The organism is Salinispora vitiensis, assembly GCF_000378825.1.
Taxonomy (GTDB): domain Bacteria; phylum Actinomycetota; class Actinomycetes; order Mycobacteriales; family Micromonosporaceae; genus Micromonospora; species Micromonospora vitiensis.
Map to the genome: position 1 here is coordinate 664,723 of NZ_KB900388.1, position 20,037 is coordinate 684,759.

The following is a 20,037-nucleotide window of genomic DNA, read 5'->3' on the forward strand; positions in this document are numbered from 1 at the left end:
ATCAGCATGCCGTTGTAGCGCGATGGCTGTTCTGCCGCCGTCAGCCGGTCAGTCCAGCATCCTCTCGGAACAGTTCCTGGTCCAGCCAGACCGCGGCACGCGCGCCGTCTGCTGCGCCCGTGATGACGAACGTCAGCGCGTCGGGTAACGCGGCCAACCGGGCGGTGTCCCCGGCGGCGTACACCCCCGGCACGGAGGTCCGTTGGAACTCGTCGACGCGTACGCAACCGTCCGGCAGCAGTTCACACCCAAGTTGTTCCGCCAAAGCGGAATGCTGGCGGGTGGGTGCCCGATGGTAGATGGCCTGCCGTTCAAGCACCGTGCCGTCGGCGAAGACCAGCCGCAGGTCGCCCTCCTCTCCCTCAATTCGGGCGACGGGCTTCTCGCGGACGGGGATGCCGGCGGCGGCCAGCCGGCTCACGGCCGGCTCCGGTACGGGATGCCCGTTCGTGCAGACAATGACATCGTCACTGAACCGGTCGGCGACATACAGCGCCTGCATGACCTGTGGCATTTCGTGCCCGAGCACCGCGAGGGTCATGCCCCGGGTCTCGTAGCCGTGGCAGAAGGGACAGTGGAAGACGCCGCGCCCGAAGCGGGCGGCAAGTCCGTCGACGGCATCGGTGAGATCAACCTGCCCCGTCGCCAGGACCAGCTTGCGGGTCCGGTGGGTCTCGCCGCCCGTCAGTCCCACGGTAAATCCGTCTTTGGCGGGCGTGATGCTCTCGACCTGGCCTATCCGCAGCTCCACGCTCGGATACGCCGAGAGTTCCTCCCGGCCCACCTTGCGCAGTTCGGCCGGGGAGAAGCCGTCCCGGCTGAGGAACATGTGCATCTCGGACGCCGGTGCGTTACGCGGGCGATCACTGTCCACAACCAGCACCTGCCGGCGCTGTCGGCCCGACACCAGGGCGGCGTTGAGACCGGCTGGCCCCCCGCCCACCACGATCACGTCGTACACGGAATCCTCCTCGCCGGCAGCGCCGGCACTCGCGTTCTAAACGAAAATGACAATAGTTATCATCTAGCTCGGTAGCTAGTGCCCAGGGAAAGGTCCCCACGATGAGCCGCATCACGACGATCGGTGTTCTCGGCGGCTACGGAGCCGTTGGTAGCGCGGTCGTGCGCCGCCTGCACCAGAGCGCGGCTGCGCCACTCCTGGTCGCCGGTCGCGACCTCGGCCGGGCCGAGAAGTTCGTCCGCTCGTTGGATGCGAGCGGCACCCTCGCCGAGCCGGTGGCGGTCGACCTTGCTGATCCGGCCGCGCTCGACCGATTCGCGGCCCGGTGCGATCTCCTAGTCAACTGTGCCGGTCCGTCGTACCAGGTTCTCGACACGGTCGCCCGAGCGGCGCTGCGCAACGGCGCCAACTACGTCGACGCCGCCGGCGACGACCCCACCTTTCTGCGTCTGAACACCGGCGGCGGCGCGCGCGAGTGGCTGGCCGCCGGGCGGGTCGCCCTGTTGTCGGCCGGGGCTCTCCCTGGGCTGTCCGGGCTCCTGCCGCGCCACCTGGCCACCACCGTCGGACGAGTCAGCCGGCTCGACGCCTACCTTGGCGGAGTGGCACCGCTGTCCCCGGCAGCGGCCGGAGACGTACTGCTCAGTCGTGGACCCGAACACGGCATACCCGGGGCGGGCTGGCGGGACGGCGTCGTCCGGGAACGCAGCCTCGAGCCCCGCCGCGGCCTGTCACTCGCCGCGTTCCCCCAACCGGTGGACGCCTTCCCCTTCTTGTCCACCGAGGCGGTCCGGCTCGCTCGCGCGCTGCAGGTCGGCGAGGTCAACTGGTACACCGCTTTTGGCGGGGGCCGGCTACCCGAGCAGCTGGCGCTAGCCTGGGCCCTCGGCGACCCGAACACAGCAGAGCTCGTCGATGCAGCGGCTGAGGACGTACGCCGTTACGGCACGTGGTACGGCCAGGAGTTCCACCTCTGGGCCGGCAGCGACGCCGAGGCGACTCCGCACGTCCTTTCGCTGTCCTGCGAGGACTCCTATGAACTCAGCGGATTCATGGCCACCGCGGCGGCTACCGCGGTGCTCGGCGACGAGACGCCCGCGGGAGTGCACTTCGCGGCCGACGTGCTCAGGCCCACCGAGATCTTCCAGGCGCTCACCGTGGACCCCGTGGCGAAGGTCGGCCTCGATGGACCAGACGTGCCGGCTCCGTCACATTGACACTCCGCACGACATCCGTCCATCTGGGGCTTCCCGAGAGCGTACGGACATGTGGCCTTTCGAGGTGCCGTCGGCCCGGGACGCGAGCGGGGGTCCACCTACTGGCTGTACCCGTGTCGCCGGCGTTCTTCGGCTTGCCGGACCTGCTGGGCGATCTCTCGCGACTGACGTGGCACTCGATCGCGTCGGCGTTCGCTGTGGTGTGGTGCGGAGGCCAGTTGCGGCACAAAAGCCAGTGCTATTCGTATTTGCGACACACGACGACTCACTTTCCTGAACGGAAGACGAAGTGCTCTACGGAAGAGCCGGTGCCCTTGTCGGAGCGCCGCGTAACGGCGTTGGGTTGGCGACGCCGTTACGCGGCGACGGCGCCCTACGCGGCGATGATGTCGGCGACGACGCAGGCGATGTTGTCCGGCGCGCCGGCCGTGTAGGCCAGGTCGATCAGCCGTTGTGCGGTTGACTCGGGGTCACCGGACTCGGCGAGGGCGGTGTGCAGGTCGCTTCGGCTGACGACGGCGGACAGGCCGTCGGAGCAGAGCAGGTAGCGGTCACCGGCCACGGCGGTACGCAGCGCCAGGTCGGCTTCGACGGGCTGGCTGCCATTACCGAGCGCGCGGGTGAGCAGTGCGCGCTGCGGGTGGGCGGCAGCCTCCTGGGGGCTGAGCTTGCCGTACTCGACCTGGCTCTGTACCCAGGTGTGGTCCTGGGTGAGCTGCGCGAGTTCACCGCCGCGTAGCAGGTAGACGCGGGTGTCGCCGATGTGCACCAAGGCTAGTTGCGTACCGCGACGCAGCAGCGCGGTCAGGGTGGTGGCCGGCTGGTTGTCGTCGGTGCTGGTGGCGTGCACCGCGCGATCGACGTCGTCGATGGTTGCGGCCAGCATGGCGAGCAGGTCAACGGCGGGCCGGTCGGTCAGTTCGAGCGCCTTGAGCGCGTTGACGGCCGCGCTACTGGCGGTGGCGCCGGCGCCCCGGGTGCCGTCGGCGACGGCCAGTAGCTGGTCACTGGCGTAGGCGACGTCCTCGTTGCTGTCGCGCTCGATGCCCTGGTCGCAGCGGACGGCGTAGCGGATGGTCGGGGTGGGGTTGGTTGCGGACATGGTGACGCCCTCCTGGGACAGGTGTGCGACGAGGCGGGCGACGTGGTGTGCGCGGGTCGCGGTGTCGGCGGTGACCTGCTGCCAGTAGTCGGTTACCGCGCGGGCCGCCGCGTCCGGTTCCAGGTCGCACACGGTACGGATGTCGGCCAGCGGCATGCCGATGCGGCGTAACTGGGCGATCAGCCGAGCGTGCGCCAACTGCTCCGGGTCGTAGAACCGGTAGCCGGACTCGGGATCGACCGCCGCGGGCGGCAGCAGCCCCACCTCGTCGTACAGGCGCAACGCCTTCGGGGTCAGCCGCGCCGCCCGGGCGAACGCGCCGATCGTCAGCAGCTCCACGGTGTCATCCTCCTCGTGCCGGCCGGGTGGCCGGCACGGACCACGGTGCTGCTTGCCCAAGGGTCAAGGTCAAGGGGCGAGCGGGCCCGCCCGGTGGCGGGTACCGGGTCCAGTGGCCGGGGCGGGTGTAGCTGGCGGTGCGTGGGATCGCCACCATCCCCGCGTGGAACTGGTTGACCAACAATGCAATAATGAAAACCGTTGTCGTTACCGTTGTCGACACGCTTCGCGGCGTGCAAGCCGAAGATCTGCTGGCCCGGCAGACCGACAGTGACATCACCACGTACCACCGTGCGGGCACGCGGTGTGAAAGGGGAGGTATGAATGCGACGGTGCGGGCTCGCGGCTTCGCGGCCCTACTAGCCGGGGCGGTGGTCGTTGGCCTGGTGGCAGCGCCGGTCGCTGCGTCGGCGGCGGAGAAGGTGGTGCTGTCCAAGGGGCACGCCGACGCGATCGACGTGCGCTACAGCGACGGCAGGCTGTCGTTGAAGGTCAACGACGATACGGTCAGTCCGGCGGTGGTCCGGGATCCGGCGGATGTCACGTTCCAGGTCCTGCCGGAGGCGACGATGGCCGTTCCGGACGATCCCCGGTTCGCCTTCCTCGGCCCGGTGGGTAGCCAGATCTGGCTGCTGCCGATGACCCAGGACCCGGACCTGCTCTGGCCGGGTTGGAACACCACGACTCTCGAGTCCGATGTGTTCGAGGACGACACGGTGCGACTGAGCCTGGTCGAGGTGCAGGGGCCGGGTAACGTCACGTTGTTCACGCAGGACTCGTTCGGCGGTCCGATCATCAAGTTCCGCGGGGACGACGGGCTTCCGGACGCGATCGATGTGCCGGTGCAGACCCATGCGCACTCGAACTGGTCGTTTAGCGCGCTGGGCGACTACACGCTGACGTTCCAGGTCGATGCGACGCTGACCGGCGGCACCACGATCAGTACCGGTCCGGTGGACTATTCGTTCCTCGTCGGTGAGTCGCCCGGTGACGGCACGGAGGTCAGCCTGTCGATCAGCGGCATGGCCGATGAGTACCAGCCCAACGACACCGTCACGCTCAACGCGGTGCAAACGCCGCAGACCGAGCTGGATTCCTACCACTGGTTCAGCAGGTGTCCGGGCGCGACAGACTGGACGATGATCCCGGGCGAAGTGGGTGCCAGCTACTCGTTCACCGCGACCCGGGAGCTGAACGCCTGCGAGTACGTGGCCAAGCTCTACGACGACGATGACGTGGTGTCGGCCGTCAGCGAGCCGGTCATTCTGTGGGTGGCGTTCGCGCCCGCCGAGCCGGGGAACTCGCAGACGATCACCGCGTCTATCGACGAGACCCAGGGTTCCCTGGTCATCAGCGTTGACCCGGACGACCGGGCGGTGGTGCTGCCACCCGCCCAGCTCAACAGCGCCGGTGACCGGTGGGAGAGCAACGGTGAGCTTCGGCCGGTGACGGTGACCGACACGCGCGCCGGTCAGCCCGGCTGGAGCGCATCCGGGCAGATCCCGGACGACTTCGCCGGACCCGACGGCGCCACCTTCAGCTCCGGCTACCTCGGCTGGACCCCCCGGGTCCTGGTCCAGGGTGATGGCCAGGGGGTCGTAGCCGGTCCCGAGGTGCCGCCGTACGTTGTCGGCAGCGGCGGTGGCCTCGGCAGCAGTGCGGTTCTGGGCTCGGCACCGAACGAAGCCGGGCGGGGCACCGCCCAACTGGGCGCCGGGCTGCGGCTAAGCCTGCCCACCGAGACGGCCGCGGGAACCTACACCGCGACCCTCACCCTTACCGCGATCTAAGGGTGCCGGCCGGTCCGAGAGCCCGGCACTGACCTCAGGGCCCCGGACAGCTGCGGGGTGGGCGGAGCGCAACCGCTCCCGCCCACCCCATCCCCTGCCCCACGGAACGGAAATCGTCGCCCCCATGCGCCTGCTCGCCGCCATCGCCACCGGCCTCGCCCTGCTCGGCGCCGCCTCGGCCCCACCCACGCCGCCACCAGGTCCGTCGCCGGCTCCATCCGCTGTGACCTGGGGGGTGGCGCCATCGAGTCCGGACGGACCGAACGGCCGTCCGGCGTTCACCTACAAGCTCGACCCCGGCGCGACATTGACCGACTACGTCGCGGTCACCAACCACTCGACGCATCCGCTCACCCTGAACCTCTACGCCAGCGACGCCTTCACCACCGAAAACGGTGGCTTTGACCTGCTGGCCGGCGGTCAGCAACCCACTGATGTGGGTTCCTGGGTCCGTTTCACCCAACGCAGTGTGACGGTCCCGTCAACGTCGCGACTGAACATTCCGTTCACCCTTGCGGTGCCGGACAACGCCACACCGGGCGACCACGCCGGAGGTGTTGTCGCGTCACTCGCCACCACGGCGGCGGATGGCCAGGGCAACCAGGTCGCCGTCGACCACCGCGTCGGTGCCCGGATCTACCTGCGGGTCACTGGAGAGCTGAGACCCGCGTTGACTGTCGAGAACCTTCGGGTACGGCACACCGGGTCGCTCAACCCCCTGGTCGGTGGCACGCTCATCGCCACCGTCACCGTCCGCAACACCGGCAATGTCCGGCTCACCGGCCTACCCGCGCTCGAGGTGGCCGGCCCCCTCGGCCTCGGCCGGCGTTCCGTGGAAGCGGCGGACCTACCGGAGATCCTGCCGGGTGGTGAGGTGACCACCACCGTACGGATGACGGGTGTGCCGCCGCTCTTCCGGCTGACCGCGAGGCTCACTGTCACCCCCGCCGCCGTCGGCGACCAGGTCCTTGACCCACCACCGCGGGGCGATACGACGCGGGCCACCGTCTGGGCGGTGCCCTGGCTGCAACTGGCCCTACTGATCCCGATCGGACTCGCCGGGTGGCTGCTGATCGTTGCCCGGCGCCGGCGGCTTCGAGTGATCGCGCAGGCGCTGGCCACCGCCCGTGAGCAGGGCCGGTTGGAGGCCAGCCGGACGACGCCGCAAGACGCTGCCAACAACGGTGCCGCTCAGGAACCGCACGAGACAACACCATCACGTCGCCTGGGGAGCGAGCAATGACGATGAAAAGCAGGTGTGCCGGCGCGGCCGGACTTGCCCTGGCCGTCCTGGCCCTGGCCGTAGGGGCCGCGCCGGCTGTCGCTGAAACGGCCACGATAGGCGCGACCGACGCGGACCTGGTTTCGGTGACGCTCGACGGTGACGCGATGTCACTACGGATTCGAGACGCCGGCCAGGTGGCCCGCGACGTGCCGGGCTACGACCCGGCCGAGGTGGTGCTCGGCCCCGACGGGGGTTTGGCGGGGCGGGTTCCAGCCAAGTCAGCCCTCGCCTTCCTGGGGCCGGCGGGCCAGCCGATGTGGTCGCTGTCCACTGGCGACACCGGGTTCCCGGCTCTGGACACCACCGGGGTACCTCTGGGCGCTGTCACCGAGGACACGGTGACGCTGCGCCTGCGGTCGGTCGAGGGGCCGGGCACCTTTACCGCCTACCGACTGTCGGGTCTCGAAGGGGCGACTGCGTTGTTCGGTAGCGGCACGAATCTGCCGCGGTCTCTACGACTACCAGCGGCTACGCGTACTGATGGTGTGGTGTGGGCCTTCGACGCGGCCGGCGACTATCGGCTCACGCTGACCGTGTCGGCGGACCTGCGCTCCGGCGAGGCGGCCAGCGCTGAGGCGACATATCGGGTTCGCGTACCCGAGATCGTCCCGGCTGGGCAGGTGCTGCCGTCGGCTGCGCAGCCTCCGCGGCCCGGCAGTCAGCCGGACACGGCGGCGCTCGCCCCGACCGTCGCCGAAGTGAGGCCGACTGCGACACCGAAACCTCTCGCCGCGCCGATGGCGCCGGCCGCCGCGAAGACGGGCACCACCACGGAGACAGGCACCCAGCAGGTCATCGCCGATGGACACGTCGACATGGGGCCGCAACTCTCCGGAGCCGACTGGACAATTCGGATCAAGGACGATCGCACCAGCCCGGCTGTCTGGCGAGAGACCGCCGACGTGGTGTTGTGGATCAAGGACAACGCGAAGATCACGGTACCCGCCGGTGCGGACTTTCTCGGCGCGCAGGGCGATTCGGTCTGGCTGCTGCCACAGTCCCAGCAATCCGGCATCGTCTGGCCGGGCTGGAATACCCAGCACGAGTCGGTCGTCTCCGGTATCAAGGGCGACGTCACCTGGACGCTGAAGGGCGTTGACGGGCCCGGGCGGTTCGCGCTCTTCCTGACCGGCTCGTTCGGCGAGGCCGACGTGCTGTTCGACTCCGCGACGTCGTTCCCGCAGCAACTGGCTGTTCCGCTGAACACGCACGCACACGGCAACTGGGCTTTCAGTAAGCCCGGCCTGTACCGCCTCGCGGTGCAGATGAGCGGCACCACCACCGCCGGCAAGGCGGTCACCGACACGAAGACGCTCACCATCGCCGTCGGCGACAGCACCGACCCGAGCGGTGGCTTCGGATCGGGCAGCGGCTCCGGAGACGACGGACAGGACCAGGACGGCACCGGCCCGCTGCCGCGTACGGGCGCGGGGTGGGTGTTGCTGGCCGGCACGGTTGGCGTCGTCCTTGTTATCGCCGGTGCGTTGCTGGTGCTGCTCGCCCGTCGCCGTGCTGGCGCCAACCCGGAGGGCTCGTGACTCCGGCGCCCCGGTCCTGGTTGCGACGGGCGATCCTGCCGCTGCTGATTGTGGGGCTGGTCGCCGGCTGTCGGTCGGAGGTGGCGTTAAGCGCGAACGACGAGCGCCTGCAGGTCATCACGACCACCGGAATCCTGCGCGACCTGGTGCACAACGTCGGCGGTGACCGGGTAGCGGTCAGTTCGCTGGTGCGCGACGGCGCCGATCCGCACAGCTATGAGCCGTCGCTGCGCGACATCCGGGACGTGGTCTACGCCGACGTCGCCTTCAGCAACTATCTGCTGCTGGAAGAGCAGGCCATCATCAAGGCGCTGGACGCCAACCTGCGCGCGGGAGTGCCGAACATCTCGCTGGCAGAGGGAGCGGTGAAGTACGCCGCGGAGATTATCCCGCTGGTCGAGGACGTGTCGCTGGACACCCTCTGGCTGGGCATGCGGGTACGGGGGACCGGTGCGGTGCACGGTGCGAACCGCGCCTCGGACGTGTTGCTCAGCGCGACGTCGGCTGACGGTCCGGGTGGTGTGGTCGCCTACCTCACCGAGTCGTTCGGCAACCCGTCGGTCTACGTGGACTCCACCGACGGCTTCGATCCGGCCAATGGCTTCCGTGCCGACACCGCCGTGCTCCCACCCGACGCGCACACGCACATGAGCTGGGCGTTCACCAAACCCGGTGTCTACCGGCTGAGCATGCGGGCGACGCTGTCCGTTGACCCGCAGGAACCATCGGTTCCGATGGGCGAGCAGGTGTTCACGTTCGCCGTCGGGGTGGATCCGCACTCGGTGCCGGGCATGCCCGAGGCGACGGTCCTGAATGCCGGCCACGCTGATCTCACCGTTGATCTCGACCAGCAACGGCTCTACCTGTTCGCCGACCCGGAGGGCAGCGGGGAGGCCGAACAGCGGGTCTACGATCCGGCCCGCACGGTCATCGAGGTGCCGGGTAAGGCGCTGCTGGAGGTGCCTGGCGATCGCCGGCTCCGGTTCCTCGGCCGACCTGGTAGTCAGGTGTACCAGCTTCCGCAGGCGGTACTCGGCAAACACGTACACGGGGAGATTGACCCGCACCTGTGGCAGAACGTGCGAAACGCGATCTCCTACACCGAACTCATCCGCGACACCCTCATCGAGGCCGATCCCCGAGGCGCGGCGGCCTACCGGTCGAACGCCTCGGCCTACATCCACAGGTTGGAGCAACTCGACACGTACGTGCGGAACACCATCGCCGAGATTCCGCCGTCGCAACGGCACCTGATCACCACTCATGACGCCTTTGGCTACCTCGGCCAGGCGTACGGGGTGAACATCTCCGGTTTCGTCGCCCCGAACCCGGCCGTCGAACCGAGCCTTGCCGACCGGCGTCGTCTTACCGAGACGATCCGCAACCTGAGGATCCCGGCGGTGTTCCTGGAGCCGAACCTGGCAGCCCGGTCTACCACCCTCAACGAGGTGGCCCGTGAGGAAGGGCTCCGGGTGTGTGCGATCTACGGCGACACCTTCGACCGCGACATCACCAACTACGTGCAGATGATGCGGTTCAACGCCGAATCGCTGCGTGACTGCCTGACCACCACCAACCAGGGGAGGCCTCAGTGACATCCGGATGGGTGCGACGCCGCACCCGCATACGCGGACTGCTCCCACGCTGCGTGCTCGCGGTGCTGATCGTGCTGACGACGGCGCCGGCTGCCGCGGCGGCGCAGGAGCCCACCCCGGGGCTCAGCCAGTCGATCGCCGCGGACCAGCCGCTCACCACCGGTCGGGCGGAACTCGGTGCCGGACACATCGACCTCGGGCCCCGATACGTCGATGACCAGTGGACCCTGATGATTCACGACGGTACGCAGGCACAGCCGGTGTGGCGTGACCCGGACGAGACGGTGCTGCGGGTGTCCGACGCGGCACTGCAGACCGTTCCGGAGGATCCGGCGTACGAGTTTCTCGGCGTTGACGCCGGCGAACAGGTGTACGTGGTGCCGCAGGTCCAGAACCCCGATGTCGTCTGGCTCGGCTGGAACACCCAGGATCCCCGGGTGATGCAGAGCATCGACCGTGGCGTCACCCTCTCCTTGCTTGGCGTGGACGGCCCCGGAACCCTCACCACGTACCTGCAGTCGGGGAACTTCGCGGCCCCCGAGCCGCTGTGGCGCTCCGTCGAGCCGAAGGCACAGCCCTTCTGGGCGGAGGTCAACACCCACACCCACGCCAACTGGGTCTTCACCGCACCCGGCGTCTACCTGATCGCGGTGCAGGTGTCCGCCGACCTGATCAGCGGTGAGACAGTGTCAGCGACCCGTATGTTGCGCTTCGCCGTGGGCGACGGCACCAGCGTTGACGAGGCGTATACCGCCACCACCGAGCTCCCCGGATCGGCGGAACAGACCTCGCCGGTCAGCGACCGCGCCGAGGCTGGCAAGCCAGCCGCCGAGTCCATGACTCTGCTCCTCCCCGCGATGGTGACGCTGGCGGTCCTGCTCGCCACCGGCCTGGTGCTTCTGCTGCTGCGGGGACGCCGGGCCAAGCGGCAGGCTGAGCGAGAAGGCGGGACCTCGCTGTCCGGGGGTGACCGTTGAGCGAGCTCGAGGTTGATCACCTGGAGGTGGACCTCGGTGGCCGACCGGTCCTGCGGGACATCAACCTGCGCCTGGACCGGGGTGAGCTGGTCGGGCTCCTGGGCCCGAACGGCGCCGGTAAGACCACCTTGCTGCGCGCGATCCTGGCGCTGACCGGCATCCGCGCCGGCCGGGTGCTGGTGGGGGGCAAGCCGTCGCGCCCCGGCCGCTGCGAGATCGGCTACGTCCCCCAGCGCCACGAGTTCACCTGGGACTTTCCCATCTCTGTCGAGCAAGCCGTGTTGAGCGGCCGGACCGGCCGAATGGGGCTGTTCCGCCGCCCCGGCGTCGCCGACTGGCGGGCGGTCGGCGCCGCGCTGGACCGGGTACAGCTCACCGAGTTGCGTCGCCGACCGGTCGGTGAGTTGTCCGGTGGGCAACGTCAACGCGTCCTGGTCGCTCGCGCGCTCGCTCTCGCGCCGCGGATCCTCCTGCTTGACGAGCCGTTCACCGGGCTGGACATGCCCACCCAGGAACTACTGGGTGACTTGTTCACGAGTTTGGCCAGTGCGGAACACGCGGTACTGATGACCACCCACGACCTCGTGGCCGCAGTGGACACCTGCAGCCGCCTGGTCCTGCTCAACGGCCGGATCATCGCCGATGGACACCCGGCGGACCTGCAGGACGCCGAGCTGTGGACGACGACTTTCGGCGTTAGTGACACCTCCCCGCTACTGAAGCTCGTGAAGGCGATCTGATGTCGATCACCGACTTCCTCACCGACCTGTTCAACCCGAACCTCGCGTTCTTGCCGAAGGCCTTGGCGATCGCGGTCATGTCGAGCATCGTCTGCGGCGTTGTGGGCTGCTATGTGGTCCTGCGGGGCATGGCCTTCATCGGCGACGCCGTGGCTCACGCGGTCTTCCCGGGAATCGCGGTCGCCTTCGTCCTGCAGGGCAGTTTGGTCCTGGGCGGAGCAGTCGCCGGGGTCGCCACCGCACTGCTGATCGCGATCTTTTCGCAGAATCGACGGGTCAAGGAGGATTCGATCATCGGTGTCTTCCTCGTTGGCGCGTTCGCCCTCGGCATTGTGATCATTTCACAGGCCCCGGGGTATGCCGGGTCCCTGCAACAGTTCCTGTTCGGCTCGATTACCGGCATTCCCGACCGGGACCTCTATGTCGTCGGTGGCGCCGGCTTGGTCATCCTCGGCCTGGTACTGGCCCTGCACAAGGAGTTTGTCGCGGTCTGCCTCGACCGGGAGATGTCGCGCTCGATGGGGCTTCCGGTCTTCTGGCTCGACATTGTGCTTTACGTCCTGGTCACCCTCGCCGTGGTGATCTCTTTGCAGACGATCGGAAATATTCTCGTCCTCGCTCTGCTGATCACCCCTGCGGCGGCGGCTCGTCTGCTCACCGACCGACTCGGCGTGATGATGCTGCTCGCCCCGGTGATCGGCGGCTCGTCAGCGGTGGTTGGCCTGTATCTGTCGTGGAGCTACGACACACCCGTTGGTGGCACGATCGTGCTGATCGCCACGGCCGTCTTCCTTGCTGCCTGGTTGCTTGCCCCTCGGCACGGTCTGCTGGCCAAACGATGGCGGCGGGTGGGGGCGCAGGGTGATGGTTCCCGGCCCTCGTCACTGTCCGACCCCAGTTCCCGTCAGGAGGGGGCACCGGCTACGCGGTAGACCGCCCGGGAGGGGCTGGCGAGGGCGAGTGGTCATAGGTGATCTTAGGACGCTCTCATCACCAGCTCGTTACTTCAGTCGCGTTGGTGCACGGCCGGCCGCTCTCGGTGGTTGGTGTCCGGCCCCGCGGCGTGGCGATCCGCTGAGGGCGCATCACCGTGACCGAAGCCATGCGACAGTCGCTTCCCCCAGTTAACGAAAACGACTACCATTTCCAACAGCTGCGGTCCAAGGGGGACCGCGGGGAAGGAGTTCCTTCGTGCGTAAGCCCATCCGCCTGCTGCTCGCCTCCGGGGCGGCGACCGCGGCGCTGCTCGCGGCAACGCAACCAGCGCAGGCATCACTCGTGACGTTCAGCTCCGGGCACATCGACTTGGTCGACATCGCCTACGAGGCCGGCGAGCTGGAGCTTGGTGTCCACGACGAGGACAACGACGTCGAATACGCCACCGACGAGGTGAAGATCGTCGTCAAGCAGCAGGCCGAGGTGACGGTCCCCAACGACCCCGCCTTTGACTTCCTCGGCACCCCCGGCGTGTCGACAGTGTGGATCCTGCCCCAGATCCAGGACACCGACCTCGTATGGCCCGGCGTCGCCACCGAGGAGGTCGAGGCCGGCGTCTTCACCGACGACGAGCTCACCCTCGCGATGCAGTCGGTCAGCGGGCCCGGGGAACTCGCCCTCTACACCGAAAACGCCGTCGGGCAGCCCAACGTCCTCGTCGACAGTGGTGCCGGTCTGCCCGGCACCATCACCCTGAACGCTGGCGACCACCAGCACTACAGCTGGGCCTTCGACCGCGCCGGCACCTACTGCGTCACCTTCAGCGCCACCGGCACCCTCGCCGACACCGGGCAGCAGGTCAGCAGCGAGGCGGTCACCCTGCGCGTCGTGGTTCAGGGGTGAGCACCATGCACCTCCGTCGCCGAATTCTCACCGGCCTCGCCGTCACCGCCGCACTGCTCGCCGGCACCACCACTACCGCTGCCGCAACGCCGATCGTGATCTCCAGCGGTCACGTTGACGTCCTCGACGTCGACTACGCCGACGGCACACTGACCGTCAACCTGCTCGACGACGACTCGGTGGAGCGCGACCCCGCTGATGTCATCCTGAGCGTCCCCAACACCGCCAAGGTCACCGTGCCCAGCGGTAGTGAGTGGTCGTTCCTCGGCACCGACAATCAAGCGTGGGTGCTACCGCAGGCCAGCAGCTCCGATCTGCTGTGGGCAGGCTGGAACACTGAAGAGGTGCCCAGTGGCGCGTTCCAGAACAACCGGGTCACCTTCAAGCTCACCAACGTCAACGGGCCGGCCGGCTTCAGTGCCTACACCGTCTCCGGCGGCACCCCAACGGTGCTCTTCGACAGCGGTGACGGGCTCCCCGACAGCCTGAATGTCAACCACAACACCCACGCCCACGTCAACTGGGGCTTCGACGCCGCCGGAACCTACGACGTCACCTTCGAGGTCACCGGCGTGCTCGCTGCCGACGGCACCACCATCAGCTCCGGTGCCAAGACCTGGACCTTCGAAGTCCTTCCCTGATCCCTACCCCCGAGGCCGTCAACCACAGACGCCCGCAAGGTACGGGGAATCTGTAGGCAGCTGAGCCGGCCGGCGCGAGCCCATCACCCCTGGCGTCGCGCCGGCCACTGCCATCCCAGTGCGGCCGCCCGGCCCGACGGCGGCAAGAGCCGCGCAGCGGCCGAGGCAGAAAAGGCCGGTCAGGGGCGTTCGACCCGCACCGGATCGCCGCGAACCAGCTCGTCGTGGGTCCGCCTTCGGGTGGCCACCAGCGCCCGCTCGGCCGCCTCGTCGCCGGCCGTGAGCCGCTGCCGTAGCAGCCGCAGCGCGATGCCGCGATTGAGGCTGAACTGCCGCTCGGCGTCGACCACGACGGTGGTGCCGGTCGGACGATGCGTTGCCCGTACGGCGGTGCTGGCCTTGTTGCGGTGCTGGCCACCCGGCCCACCCGTGCGTACGGCAAGCACCTCCACGTCCGCCTCGGCGAACGGGGTGACCGGGGCGTCTACCTCGCACCGGCGGGCTGCGACGTACCAGTTCTTTCTGCCCTGGCCGGCCCGGTAGGGGCTGGGTGCCTGCCAGCACAACGTCCCGGTCCAGCCTTCGGCGAACGCCTCCACCTCGGCGCCGGTGAGTCGGAGCAACACCGACCGGTAGGTGCCGGGTCGGTCACCGGCGACGCTGTCGAGCCGTACCGCGTCCACGTTGTTGCGGGCGGCGTCGGCCTCCAGCCGGCGCAGCAGCCGGGCCACCGCCCAGGCGCACTCCTGGGGACCCCGGCCAGCCGACAGCAGCAGGTGCTGGTTCATCGCTGCCCTCGCCGCCGGCGCTCCGGTCGTCGGTCGCCGCGCGGGGGCACCCCCACGTCCGGGGTCTTGTAGGTGACCAGCGGGACCGTGGTCGTCACCGGGGTGGCGAGCCCATGGGCGACCAGGTCACCGACGACCTGCTCGATCCGCTTGTACGCGGTCGGCGCCTCCTCGAACAGCAGTTGCCGGTCGCCGCAGACCACCAGCGAACCCAGCGGGGTACGGCGCAGCTCCTTGACCGTGTGCTTGGCCCGGCCCCGGCGCAGCGCGTCCGCCCGGGACATCTTGCGGCCCGCCCCGTGCGCCACCGAATGATTGGCCTGGGCGCCCGCGTGCCCGGCCACCAGGTACGACGGGGTGCCGCGGGTGCCGGCGACGAGCACGTCCCGGCCGTCGCCCGGCGCCGCGCCCTTCCGGTGCAGGTAGTGGCCGTCGCGTACCTCGACCAGGTTGTGGCATTGGTCCACGATCGGGGCGGTTGGCTCGGCACCCAGCGCGATCGCGGCCCGGGCGGCCAGCAACCGCCGGTTCAGCGAGCCCCAGCGCACCGCGTCGTCGTGCCGCGCCAGGTACGAGGCCGGGTCCTCGGCGGGCCCGGCGCCGCCCTGCGCGGTGTGTGCACGCAGAATCTGCTCGCCGAGGCCACGGGATCCGCTGTGGACGACGAGGACCGTGTCGCCGGCGGTCAGCCGCAGTCGTGCGGCGTGGTCCGGGTCGAGGATCTCGCCGACGCGGGCGAGCTCGACGAAGTGGTTGCCCCGCCCGACGGTACCGAGACCGTCGAGGTGGCCGGCGGGGATGTCACCGTCCAGCACCGACCAGGCCGGGTCGTCGGCGTCGCGGTCCGGGTCGAGCGGGCGGTCCAGGTCGGGGAAGCGGGCGGCGAGCCGTTCGGGTACGACCCGCTTCAGCTTGATCGGGAAGACGGCGATGCCACAGCCGATGTCCGAGCCGACCAGGTGGGGGTAGAGCACGGTAGAGGTCATCGCGGCGCCGATCGGGGCGCCCTTGCCGGGGTGCAGGTCCGGCATGCCGGCGACATGGACCATGCCGTCGAGGGCGGCGACCTGGTGGCACTGGTCAACGGCGTCGGACTCGACCCAGCTGGTCGGGGAGGCGAAGACGGTAACGGTGGCAGGGGTGGGTGCCGGCCGGGACTCCGGCCGGACAGGTGGAACAGACAAGGACGCTCACTTCTCGCCAAGGGTTGGGTGGACGGCCGCCGATCGCGATGGCGTGGCGGCGACGAAGGTGCTGCCCTCACAACGACATGCCGCCCAGCGTCCCGGAGTTCGCTGTCGTCGACAACCGACTTTAGGGCCCCGCCGGCACCGGCGGGCACGCCGGTGCCGGAGTAGGGCGGCAAGAACATCTCGGCATGGACCGGCGGATCCGAGTAGCCCGCGATGGCCGGTTGAGTGGGGGGTAGGCCGCGGGCACCATTTTCCTAGGATGCTCTACGCGGTGCGGCGTACGTTACCCGTGTCGACCGACACCGGGGGTCCGATGACGGGTATCCGCCGATCCGCGATGCTGGGCTCAGCGTCGTTCGCCCCACTGTGCTGCGATGCCCACCGTCGTTCAGCAGGGGCTGATAAGGCTCTATCGCATCATGAATGACCGGTTCATGTCAGTTTGGGGTGTGGTCGGGGTCACGGTGGTGGTGGAATCTCGGCCGCCGTCGGGGCGTTACACCCTGCGTACGGCCGTGGAGGTGGCCCGCTCGGGCGGGTGACACCGGGTCGCCGGGAATGTTGGTGGCCGGGCGGTCGTTACATCTGGACCCGGCGCCGTGTGTGCCCCCTGTGAGGCCCTGCGGTCGCCGACCCCCTCTTCTTTCTTTTCTTTGAGCGCCGGACGGTGCTTGCACCCCTCTTTTGCCGCCTGATCCCCCCTTTTTTCGGGCGTGTGGGGTGTCGACCCCCGAATGGAGCAACCCCCATGAACACGATTCTGCGTCGTAGTGTCCTTGGTATCGCTGGTCTGGCCCTGTCCACCGGTGTCGTCGCCGGCCCCCTGGCCACCCTGACCGACACCACCCCCGCAGCTGCTGCTGCGGTGCGGGCCGACAAGCCGGACATGGACACGCTGATCCCGCACGGCACCCAGGGTGAGCAGTCGCGCATCGACCTGGGTGATGAGCAGACCGGCAACGTGAAGGCCATCATCGAGGCCACCAAGAAGGCCGGCATGGACGAGCGCGCCGCCGTCGTGGCCATCGGTACCAGCTTGCAGGAGTCGAAGCTGGAGAACCTGGGACACCTNGGNGANCGNAACGACCACGACTCGCAGGGCCTGTTCCAGCAGCGCCCCTCCTCCGGTTGGGGCAGCGTGGAGCAGATCACCGACCCCGAGTACTCCACCACCGCCTTCCTCAAGGGTTTGAAGCAGGTCGAGGGCTGGCAGGAACTNCCCCTGACCGAAGCCGCCCAGAAGGTCCAGGTGTCGGCGTACCCGTTCCACTACGCCCAGTGGGAAACCCAGGCCGCCGACCTGGTGGCCGAGCACTGGACCAGCTGATCCCACCGCACCACCTACATAGACCTAACCCACAAAGGGGGAAAGAAGCTGTTGGCCGGCACCCGAACCGGGTGCCGGCCAACAGCCATGATGACATCGCGCCACGCATGACCTACCATTCGTTCGATGGCAGCGGGAACTGAGCGGAATGGGTCGAGGCTCGGCTGGGTGACGCCCGCAAAGGTGGCCCTGCTGGGGAGCTTTTTGGTGGCGCTTCTGATGCTACTGCCAATTAAGATCGGGCCGGGTGACCATGAGAAAAAGAGTTGCGGAAATGCGCTGGAAATGAACCTTCATCGCTGGGTGGTGGCCGGAGACAGATATTACTGGGAGATGGCATTCCGGACCTGCAGCTCGAAGCGAATTGACCGGATTGGTCAAGCTGTTGGAGTCACCTCGTTGACGGTCCTAGCCGTCACGCTCATGGCAGTGCGTGCCCGCCGTCGGAGTGACGATAGTGATTGGGCTGCTCCGCGCAACGGCTAAGTGCTCCAGCGGTGGATGTTGACCGAACCATCCTCTCAGTCTTTGGACGGGTGCCAGGTGCGTACGGCGCGTGCGGCTGTGGTGCCGCAGAGCAGGGTGAGAGCAGCGGCGATAGCGGCGACGCCGAGCAGCGCTGCCGACAGCACCGGTACGGAGACTTCGCCGGTCCTGCGGATCTGTAGGGCCAGCGTTCCGAGGAAGGCGGCGACGAGCGCGCCGATCACCGCGGAGACGATGAGCGGCAGGGCGAGGTTCCAGGCGGCGATGCCGAGGTAGAGGCGGGTGCGGGCGTCGTATGTGGTGAGGACGCCGAGGGACCGGATCTGGCTGAGGAAGATTCCGGCGGCGGCCAGGATGCCGGCGAGGGCGAGGATGGTCACGCCGGCTACGCCGAAGGAAAGCACCCAGTCGAAGACGGCGGCTCCGGCGAGTCCGCCGCCGATCCACTCCTGGCCGGGAGTCGAGATGTGCGGTTTAGCCAGTTCCCGGTACGCGGTGCCGGCGATGGCGTTGACCCCGCTGTCGCCGTCGGGGTTGAGTACGAAGAAGCCGTCCACTTCGCCGGACGGTGGTGGGGTCGTGGCGATAGTGAACCGGGGCCGGGAAATTTCGGTGTCGTGCTGGAGGACCTGGCCGGTTCGGTTGATGGTGGTGTAGGAGTCCTCGATCGGGGTGGCGGTGGTGGGGCAGGTCGGCAGCTGTCCCAGTGACCGCAGTGCCGGGCACGTTGCCACGAGCGTTCGACCCGCTGCGGTGGTGTAGGTGGTCAGGACGTCGTCCGGGCCAATTCGGTCGATGAACCGCTGTGCTTCCTGCGGCTGCGCGTCACCGCGAACGGTGACGAGTTGGTTGCCGACCACGACGGCGGGGGCGGTGACCCCGTTCGCGATTCCGTGGGTGCGCTGCACGATCCACTCTTGCTGGACCTGCACCTGAACGAGTAGGCCGAGGCCGATGACGAAGGCCGCGCACAGCTGCGCCACGAGCACGGGACGTGTGCTGAGCCAACGGCCACCGACGATTGCCGACGGCCGGCCTCGTCGCGCGCCGTGACGAGCGATGAGTCGGCCGCCGGCGCCAGCCCAACCGGCCAGAACGGCGGGCAGCAGCGCCAGGGTGAGGACCGTGGCGATGAGGAAGGCGGCCAGCCCGACCGAGGATCCGGCGCCGGCATCGTCGCGGGCGGTGCTGGCCCCCCAGACCGCCACGATGATCGCCAGCGGGAACATGGCCCTGATCGGCCGCCCGAACCGGTGCTGGATCCGACGCGGCGCGGTCTCTGAAGCGGCGCGGCTGCGTAGCTGCGCGACCAGCACGAGGGCCAGCACCACCGCCGCGGTGGCGAGCGCCGTCACCGCGAGCACGGCACGGAAGCGGGCCAACACGTCAGCCTTGAGGACATGGTCGACCACCGGCAGCGGTACGTCGACCACGGTCGTGGCCGCCGCGGTGAGCGCCCCCACCAGGGTGCCGACCGTGACGGGGAGCGCGGCCTCGCCCAGGAGGAGGTAGGCGCGGGCGGAGCGCGGGGCGCCGAGGGCATCGAGCAGGGCCAGCCGCCGGTCACGCCGCTCGGCGTTACTACGCACCGCGAGCAACAGCAACAGCGCGGCGGGGAGGGCGATCAGACACGCGGCCAGGATGAAGAAGTCGTTATCTGTCCACTTGCCGTAGTTCGTGTCAGTCCTGGTGGTCCGATTGACCACCATCTGTTGTTTGTCGACACCGAACCCGCTGATAGCCACGAGCCCGTCCCGCCGGTCGAAGGCGGCATCGGTGCGGGGCCGATAGTAGGCGAGCCGTTCCTGGTCGGCGGCGAGACCTTCGGCACCGATGGTGCCCGCAATCCGCCCGTAGCGTTCGGTAAGCTGATCCCGGCCCGCCTGGTCGAGCAGCGACGGGGAGACGAAAATTTCCCCCGGGGCGGGCCACCGGGACAGCCCCGGGGGCGGCGCCGCGTCCGCGCGGCTCGGCGCCAGATACACGACGAGGAACTGACGGTTGTTCACCCGGTCTGAATGCGGGATCCACCGGGCGACCGCGCCTTCGTCCTGCCTCTCGGCCAGGAATACCGGCTCCCGTGCGGCGACGCTTGCGTTCCGCGCGTCGTACATGGCCGCGATACTGATGAAGGTCCACGCGGTCAGCAGGGCCACCGCGGCAGCAACGGCCAGGGACCAACGATGCGTCACGGCACCAGCGCCGGCCCGTCGCCCCGC

17 protein-coding genes are annotated in these 20,037 nt (G+C 68.8%); 12 read left to right on the forward strand and 5 right to left on the reverse strand.

From position 1 onward, the window contains the following. Nucleotides 1-40: 40 nt before the first annotated feature. The gene (locus SALPAC2_RS0103025; protein WP_018215155.1) at nt 41-961 is read right to left on the reverse strand and encodes an NAD(P)/FAD-dependent oxidoreductase; all 921 of its coding nucleotides are present in this window, start codon (nt 959-961) and stop codon (nt 41-43) included. Nucleotides 962-1,062: 101 nt separating this feature from the next. Here SALPAC2_RS0103025 and SALPAC2_RS0103030 point away from each other — a divergent pair, with 101 nt between their 5' ends. After that, nucleotides 1,063-2,178: a saccharopine dehydrogenase NADP-binding domain-containing protein gene (locus tag SALPAC2_RS0103030; protein ID WP_018215156.1), complete on the forward strand. Its 1,116-nt coding sequence runs from the start codon at nt 1,063-1,065 to the stop codon at nt 2,176-2,178. A 373-nt stretch (nt 2,179-2,551) separates the two neighbouring features. Here the strand turns inward: SALPAC2_RS0103030 and SALPAC2_RS0103035 are convergent, their stop codons facing one another. After that, nucleotides 2,552-3,619 (reverse strand): MerR family transcriptional regulator, encoded by a 1,068-nt coding sequence (locus SALPAC2_RS0103035; protein WP_018215157.1) that lies wholly within the window; start codon nt 3,617-3,619, stop codon nt 2,552-2,554. 320 nt (nt 3,620-3,939) lie between these two features. Between SALPAC2_RS0103035 and SALPAC2_RS0103040 the strand changes: the two genes are divergently transcribed. The 9 genes from SALPAC2_RS0103040 (at nt 3,940) to SALPAC2_RS0103080 (ending at nt 14,024) form a co-directional block, all read left to right on the forward strand. Continuing rightward, nucleotides 3,940-5,409 (forward strand): choice-of-anchor M domain-containing protein, encoded by a 1,470-nt coding sequence (locus SALPAC2_RS0103040; RefSeq protein WP_018215158.1) that lies wholly within the window; start codon nt 3,940-3,942, stop codon nt 5,407-5,409. A gap of 124 nt (nt 5,410-5,533) precedes the next feature. Next, nucleotides 5,534-6,652 (forward strand): WxL protein peptidoglycan domain-containing protein, encoded by a 1,119-nt coding sequence (locus SALPAC2_RS0103045; protein ID WP_018215159.1) that lies wholly within the window; start codon nt 5,534-5,536, stop codon nt 6,650-6,652. Beyond that, complete coding sequence (locus SALPAC2_RS0103050) at nt 6,649-8,232, forward strand: TIGR03773 family transporter-associated surface protein (protein WP_018215160.1); 1,584 nt, start codon at nt 6,649-6,651, stop codon at nt 8,230-8,232. Before SALPAC2_RS0103045 ends, SALPAC2_RS0103050 begins: the two co-directional genes overlap by 4 nt. Further along, a complete protein-coding gene (locus tag SALPAC2_RS0103055) occupies nt 8,229-9,827 on the forward strand; it encodes an anchored repeat ABC transporter, substrate-binding protein (RefSeq protein ID WP_018215161.1) in 1,599 nt (532 codons plus the stop codon). The genes SALPAC2_RS0103050 and SALPAC2_RS0103055 overlap by 4 nt, the downstream gene beginning before the upstream one ends. Further along, a complete protein-coding gene (locus SALPAC2_RS0103060; protein WP_026184357.1) occupies nt 9,824-10,804 on the forward strand; it encodes a choice-of-anchor M domain-containing protein in 981 nt (326 codons plus the stop codon). The genes SALPAC2_RS0103055 and SALPAC2_RS0103060 overlap by 4 nt, the downstream gene beginning before the upstream one ends. Continuing rightward, complete coding sequence (locus SALPAC2_RS0103065; RefSeq protein ID WP_018215163.1) at nt 10,801-11,544, forward strand: anchored repeat-type ABC transporter ATP-binding subunit; 744 nt, start codon at nt 10,801-10,803, stop codon at nt 11,542-11,544. Before SALPAC2_RS0103060 ends, SALPAC2_RS0103065 begins: the two co-directional genes overlap by 4 nt. Then, the gene (locus SALPAC2_RS0103070) at nt 11,544-12,476 is read left to right on the forward strand and encodes an anchored repeat-type ABC transporter permease subunit (RefSeq protein ID WP_018215164.1); all 933 of its coding nucleotides are present in this window, start codon (nt 11,544-11,546) and stop codon (nt 12,474-12,476) included. Before SALPAC2_RS0103065 ends, SALPAC2_RS0103070 begins: the two co-directional genes overlap by 1 nt. 259 nt (nt 12,477-12,735) lie before the next feature. Continuing rightward, nucleotides 12,736-13,383 (forward strand): choice-of-anchor M domain-containing protein, encoded by a 648-nt coding sequence (locus SALPAC2_RS0103075; protein ID WP_018215165.1) that lies wholly within the window; start codon nt 12,736-12,738, stop codon nt 13,381-13,383. Nucleotides 13,384-13,388: 5 nt separating this feature from the next. Beyond that, nucleotides 13,389-14,024, forward strand: coding sequence for a choice-of-anchor M domain-containing protein (locus tag SALPAC2_RS0103080; protein ID WP_397540881.1), 636 nt, complete (start codon nt 13,389-13,391; stop codon nt 14,022-14,024). A 179-nt stretch (nt 14,025-14,203) separates the two neighbouring features. Here the strand turns inward: SALPAC2_RS0103080 and prfH are convergent, their stop codons facing one another. Both prfH and SALPAC2_RS0103090 read right to left on the reverse strand, forming a co-directional pair. Next, nucleotides 14,204-14,812, reverse strand: coding sequence for a peptide chain release factor H (gene prfH, locus SALPAC2_RS0103085; protein ID WP_018215167.1), 609 nt, complete (start codon nt 14,810-14,812; stop codon nt 14,204-14,206). After that, entirely contained in the window at nt 14,809-15,996 is a 1,188-nt protein-coding gene (locus tag SALPAC2_RS0103090; protein ID WP_018215168.1) for an RNA ligase RtcB family protein, read from the reverse strand. The genes prfH and SALPAC2_RS0103090 overlap by 4 nt, the downstream gene beginning before the upstream one ends. 383 nt (nt 15,997-16,379) lie before the next feature. Between SALPAC2_RS0103090 and SALPAC2_RS27195 the strand changes: the two genes are divergently transcribed. Further along, complete coding sequence (locus tag SALPAC2_RS27195) at nt 16,380-16,547, forward strand: hypothetical protein (protein ID WP_018215169.1); 168 nt, start codon at nt 16,380-16,382, stop codon at nt 16,545-16,547. A gap of 206 nt (nt 16,548-16,753) precedes the next feature. Continuing rightward, nucleotides 16,754-17,332: a hypothetical protein gene (locus SALPAC2_RS0103100; RefSeq protein ID WP_018215170.1), complete on the forward strand. Its 579-nt coding sequence runs from the start codon at nt 16,754-16,756 to the stop codon at nt 17,330-17,332. Between the two features lie 521 nt (nt 17,333-17,853). Here SALPAC2_RS0103100 and SALPAC2_RS0103105 read toward each other — a convergent pair. Beyond that, a complete protein-coding gene (locus SALPAC2_RS0103105) occupies nt 17,854-20,010 on the reverse strand; it encodes an FtsX-like permease family protein (protein ID WP_223874061.1) in 2,157 nt (718 codons plus the stop codon). Between the last annotated feature and the right edge of the window lie 27 nt (nt 20,011-20,037).

Coding starts and splice junctions, on each gene's coding strand:
- SALPAC2_RS0103045 (WP_018215159.1), top strand. CDS start 5,534: ATGCGCCTGCTCGCCGCCATCGCCACCGGCCTCGCCCTGCTCGGCGCC.
- SALPAC2_RS0103070 (WP_018215164.1), top strand. CDS start 11,544: ATGTCGATCACCGACTTCCTCACCGACCTGTTCAACCCGAACCTCGCG.
- SALPAC2_RS27195 (WP_018215169.1), top strand. CDS start 16,380: ATGCCCACCGTCGTTCAGCAGGGGCTGATAAGGCTCTATCGCATCATG.
- SALPAC2_RS0103080 (WP_397540881.1), top strand. CDS start 13,389: ATGCACCTCCGTCGCCGAATTCTCACCGGCCTCGCCGTCACCGCCGCA.
- SALPAC2_RS0103040 (WP_018215158.1), top strand. CDS start 3,940: ATGAATGCGACGGTGCGGGCTCGCGGCTTCGCGGCCCTACTAGCCGGG.
- prfH (WP_018215167.1), bottom strand. CDS start 14,812: ATGAACCAGCACCTGCTGCTGTCGGCTGGCCGGGGTCCCCAGGAGTGC.
- SALPAC2_RS0103030 (WP_018215156.1), top strand. CDS start 1,063: ATGAGCCGCATCACGACGATCGGTGTTCTCGGCGGCTACGGAGCCGTT.
- SALPAC2_RS0103050 (WP_018215160.1), top strand. CDS start 6,649: ATGACGATGAAAAGCAGGTGTGCCGGCGCGGCCGGACTTGCCCTGGCC.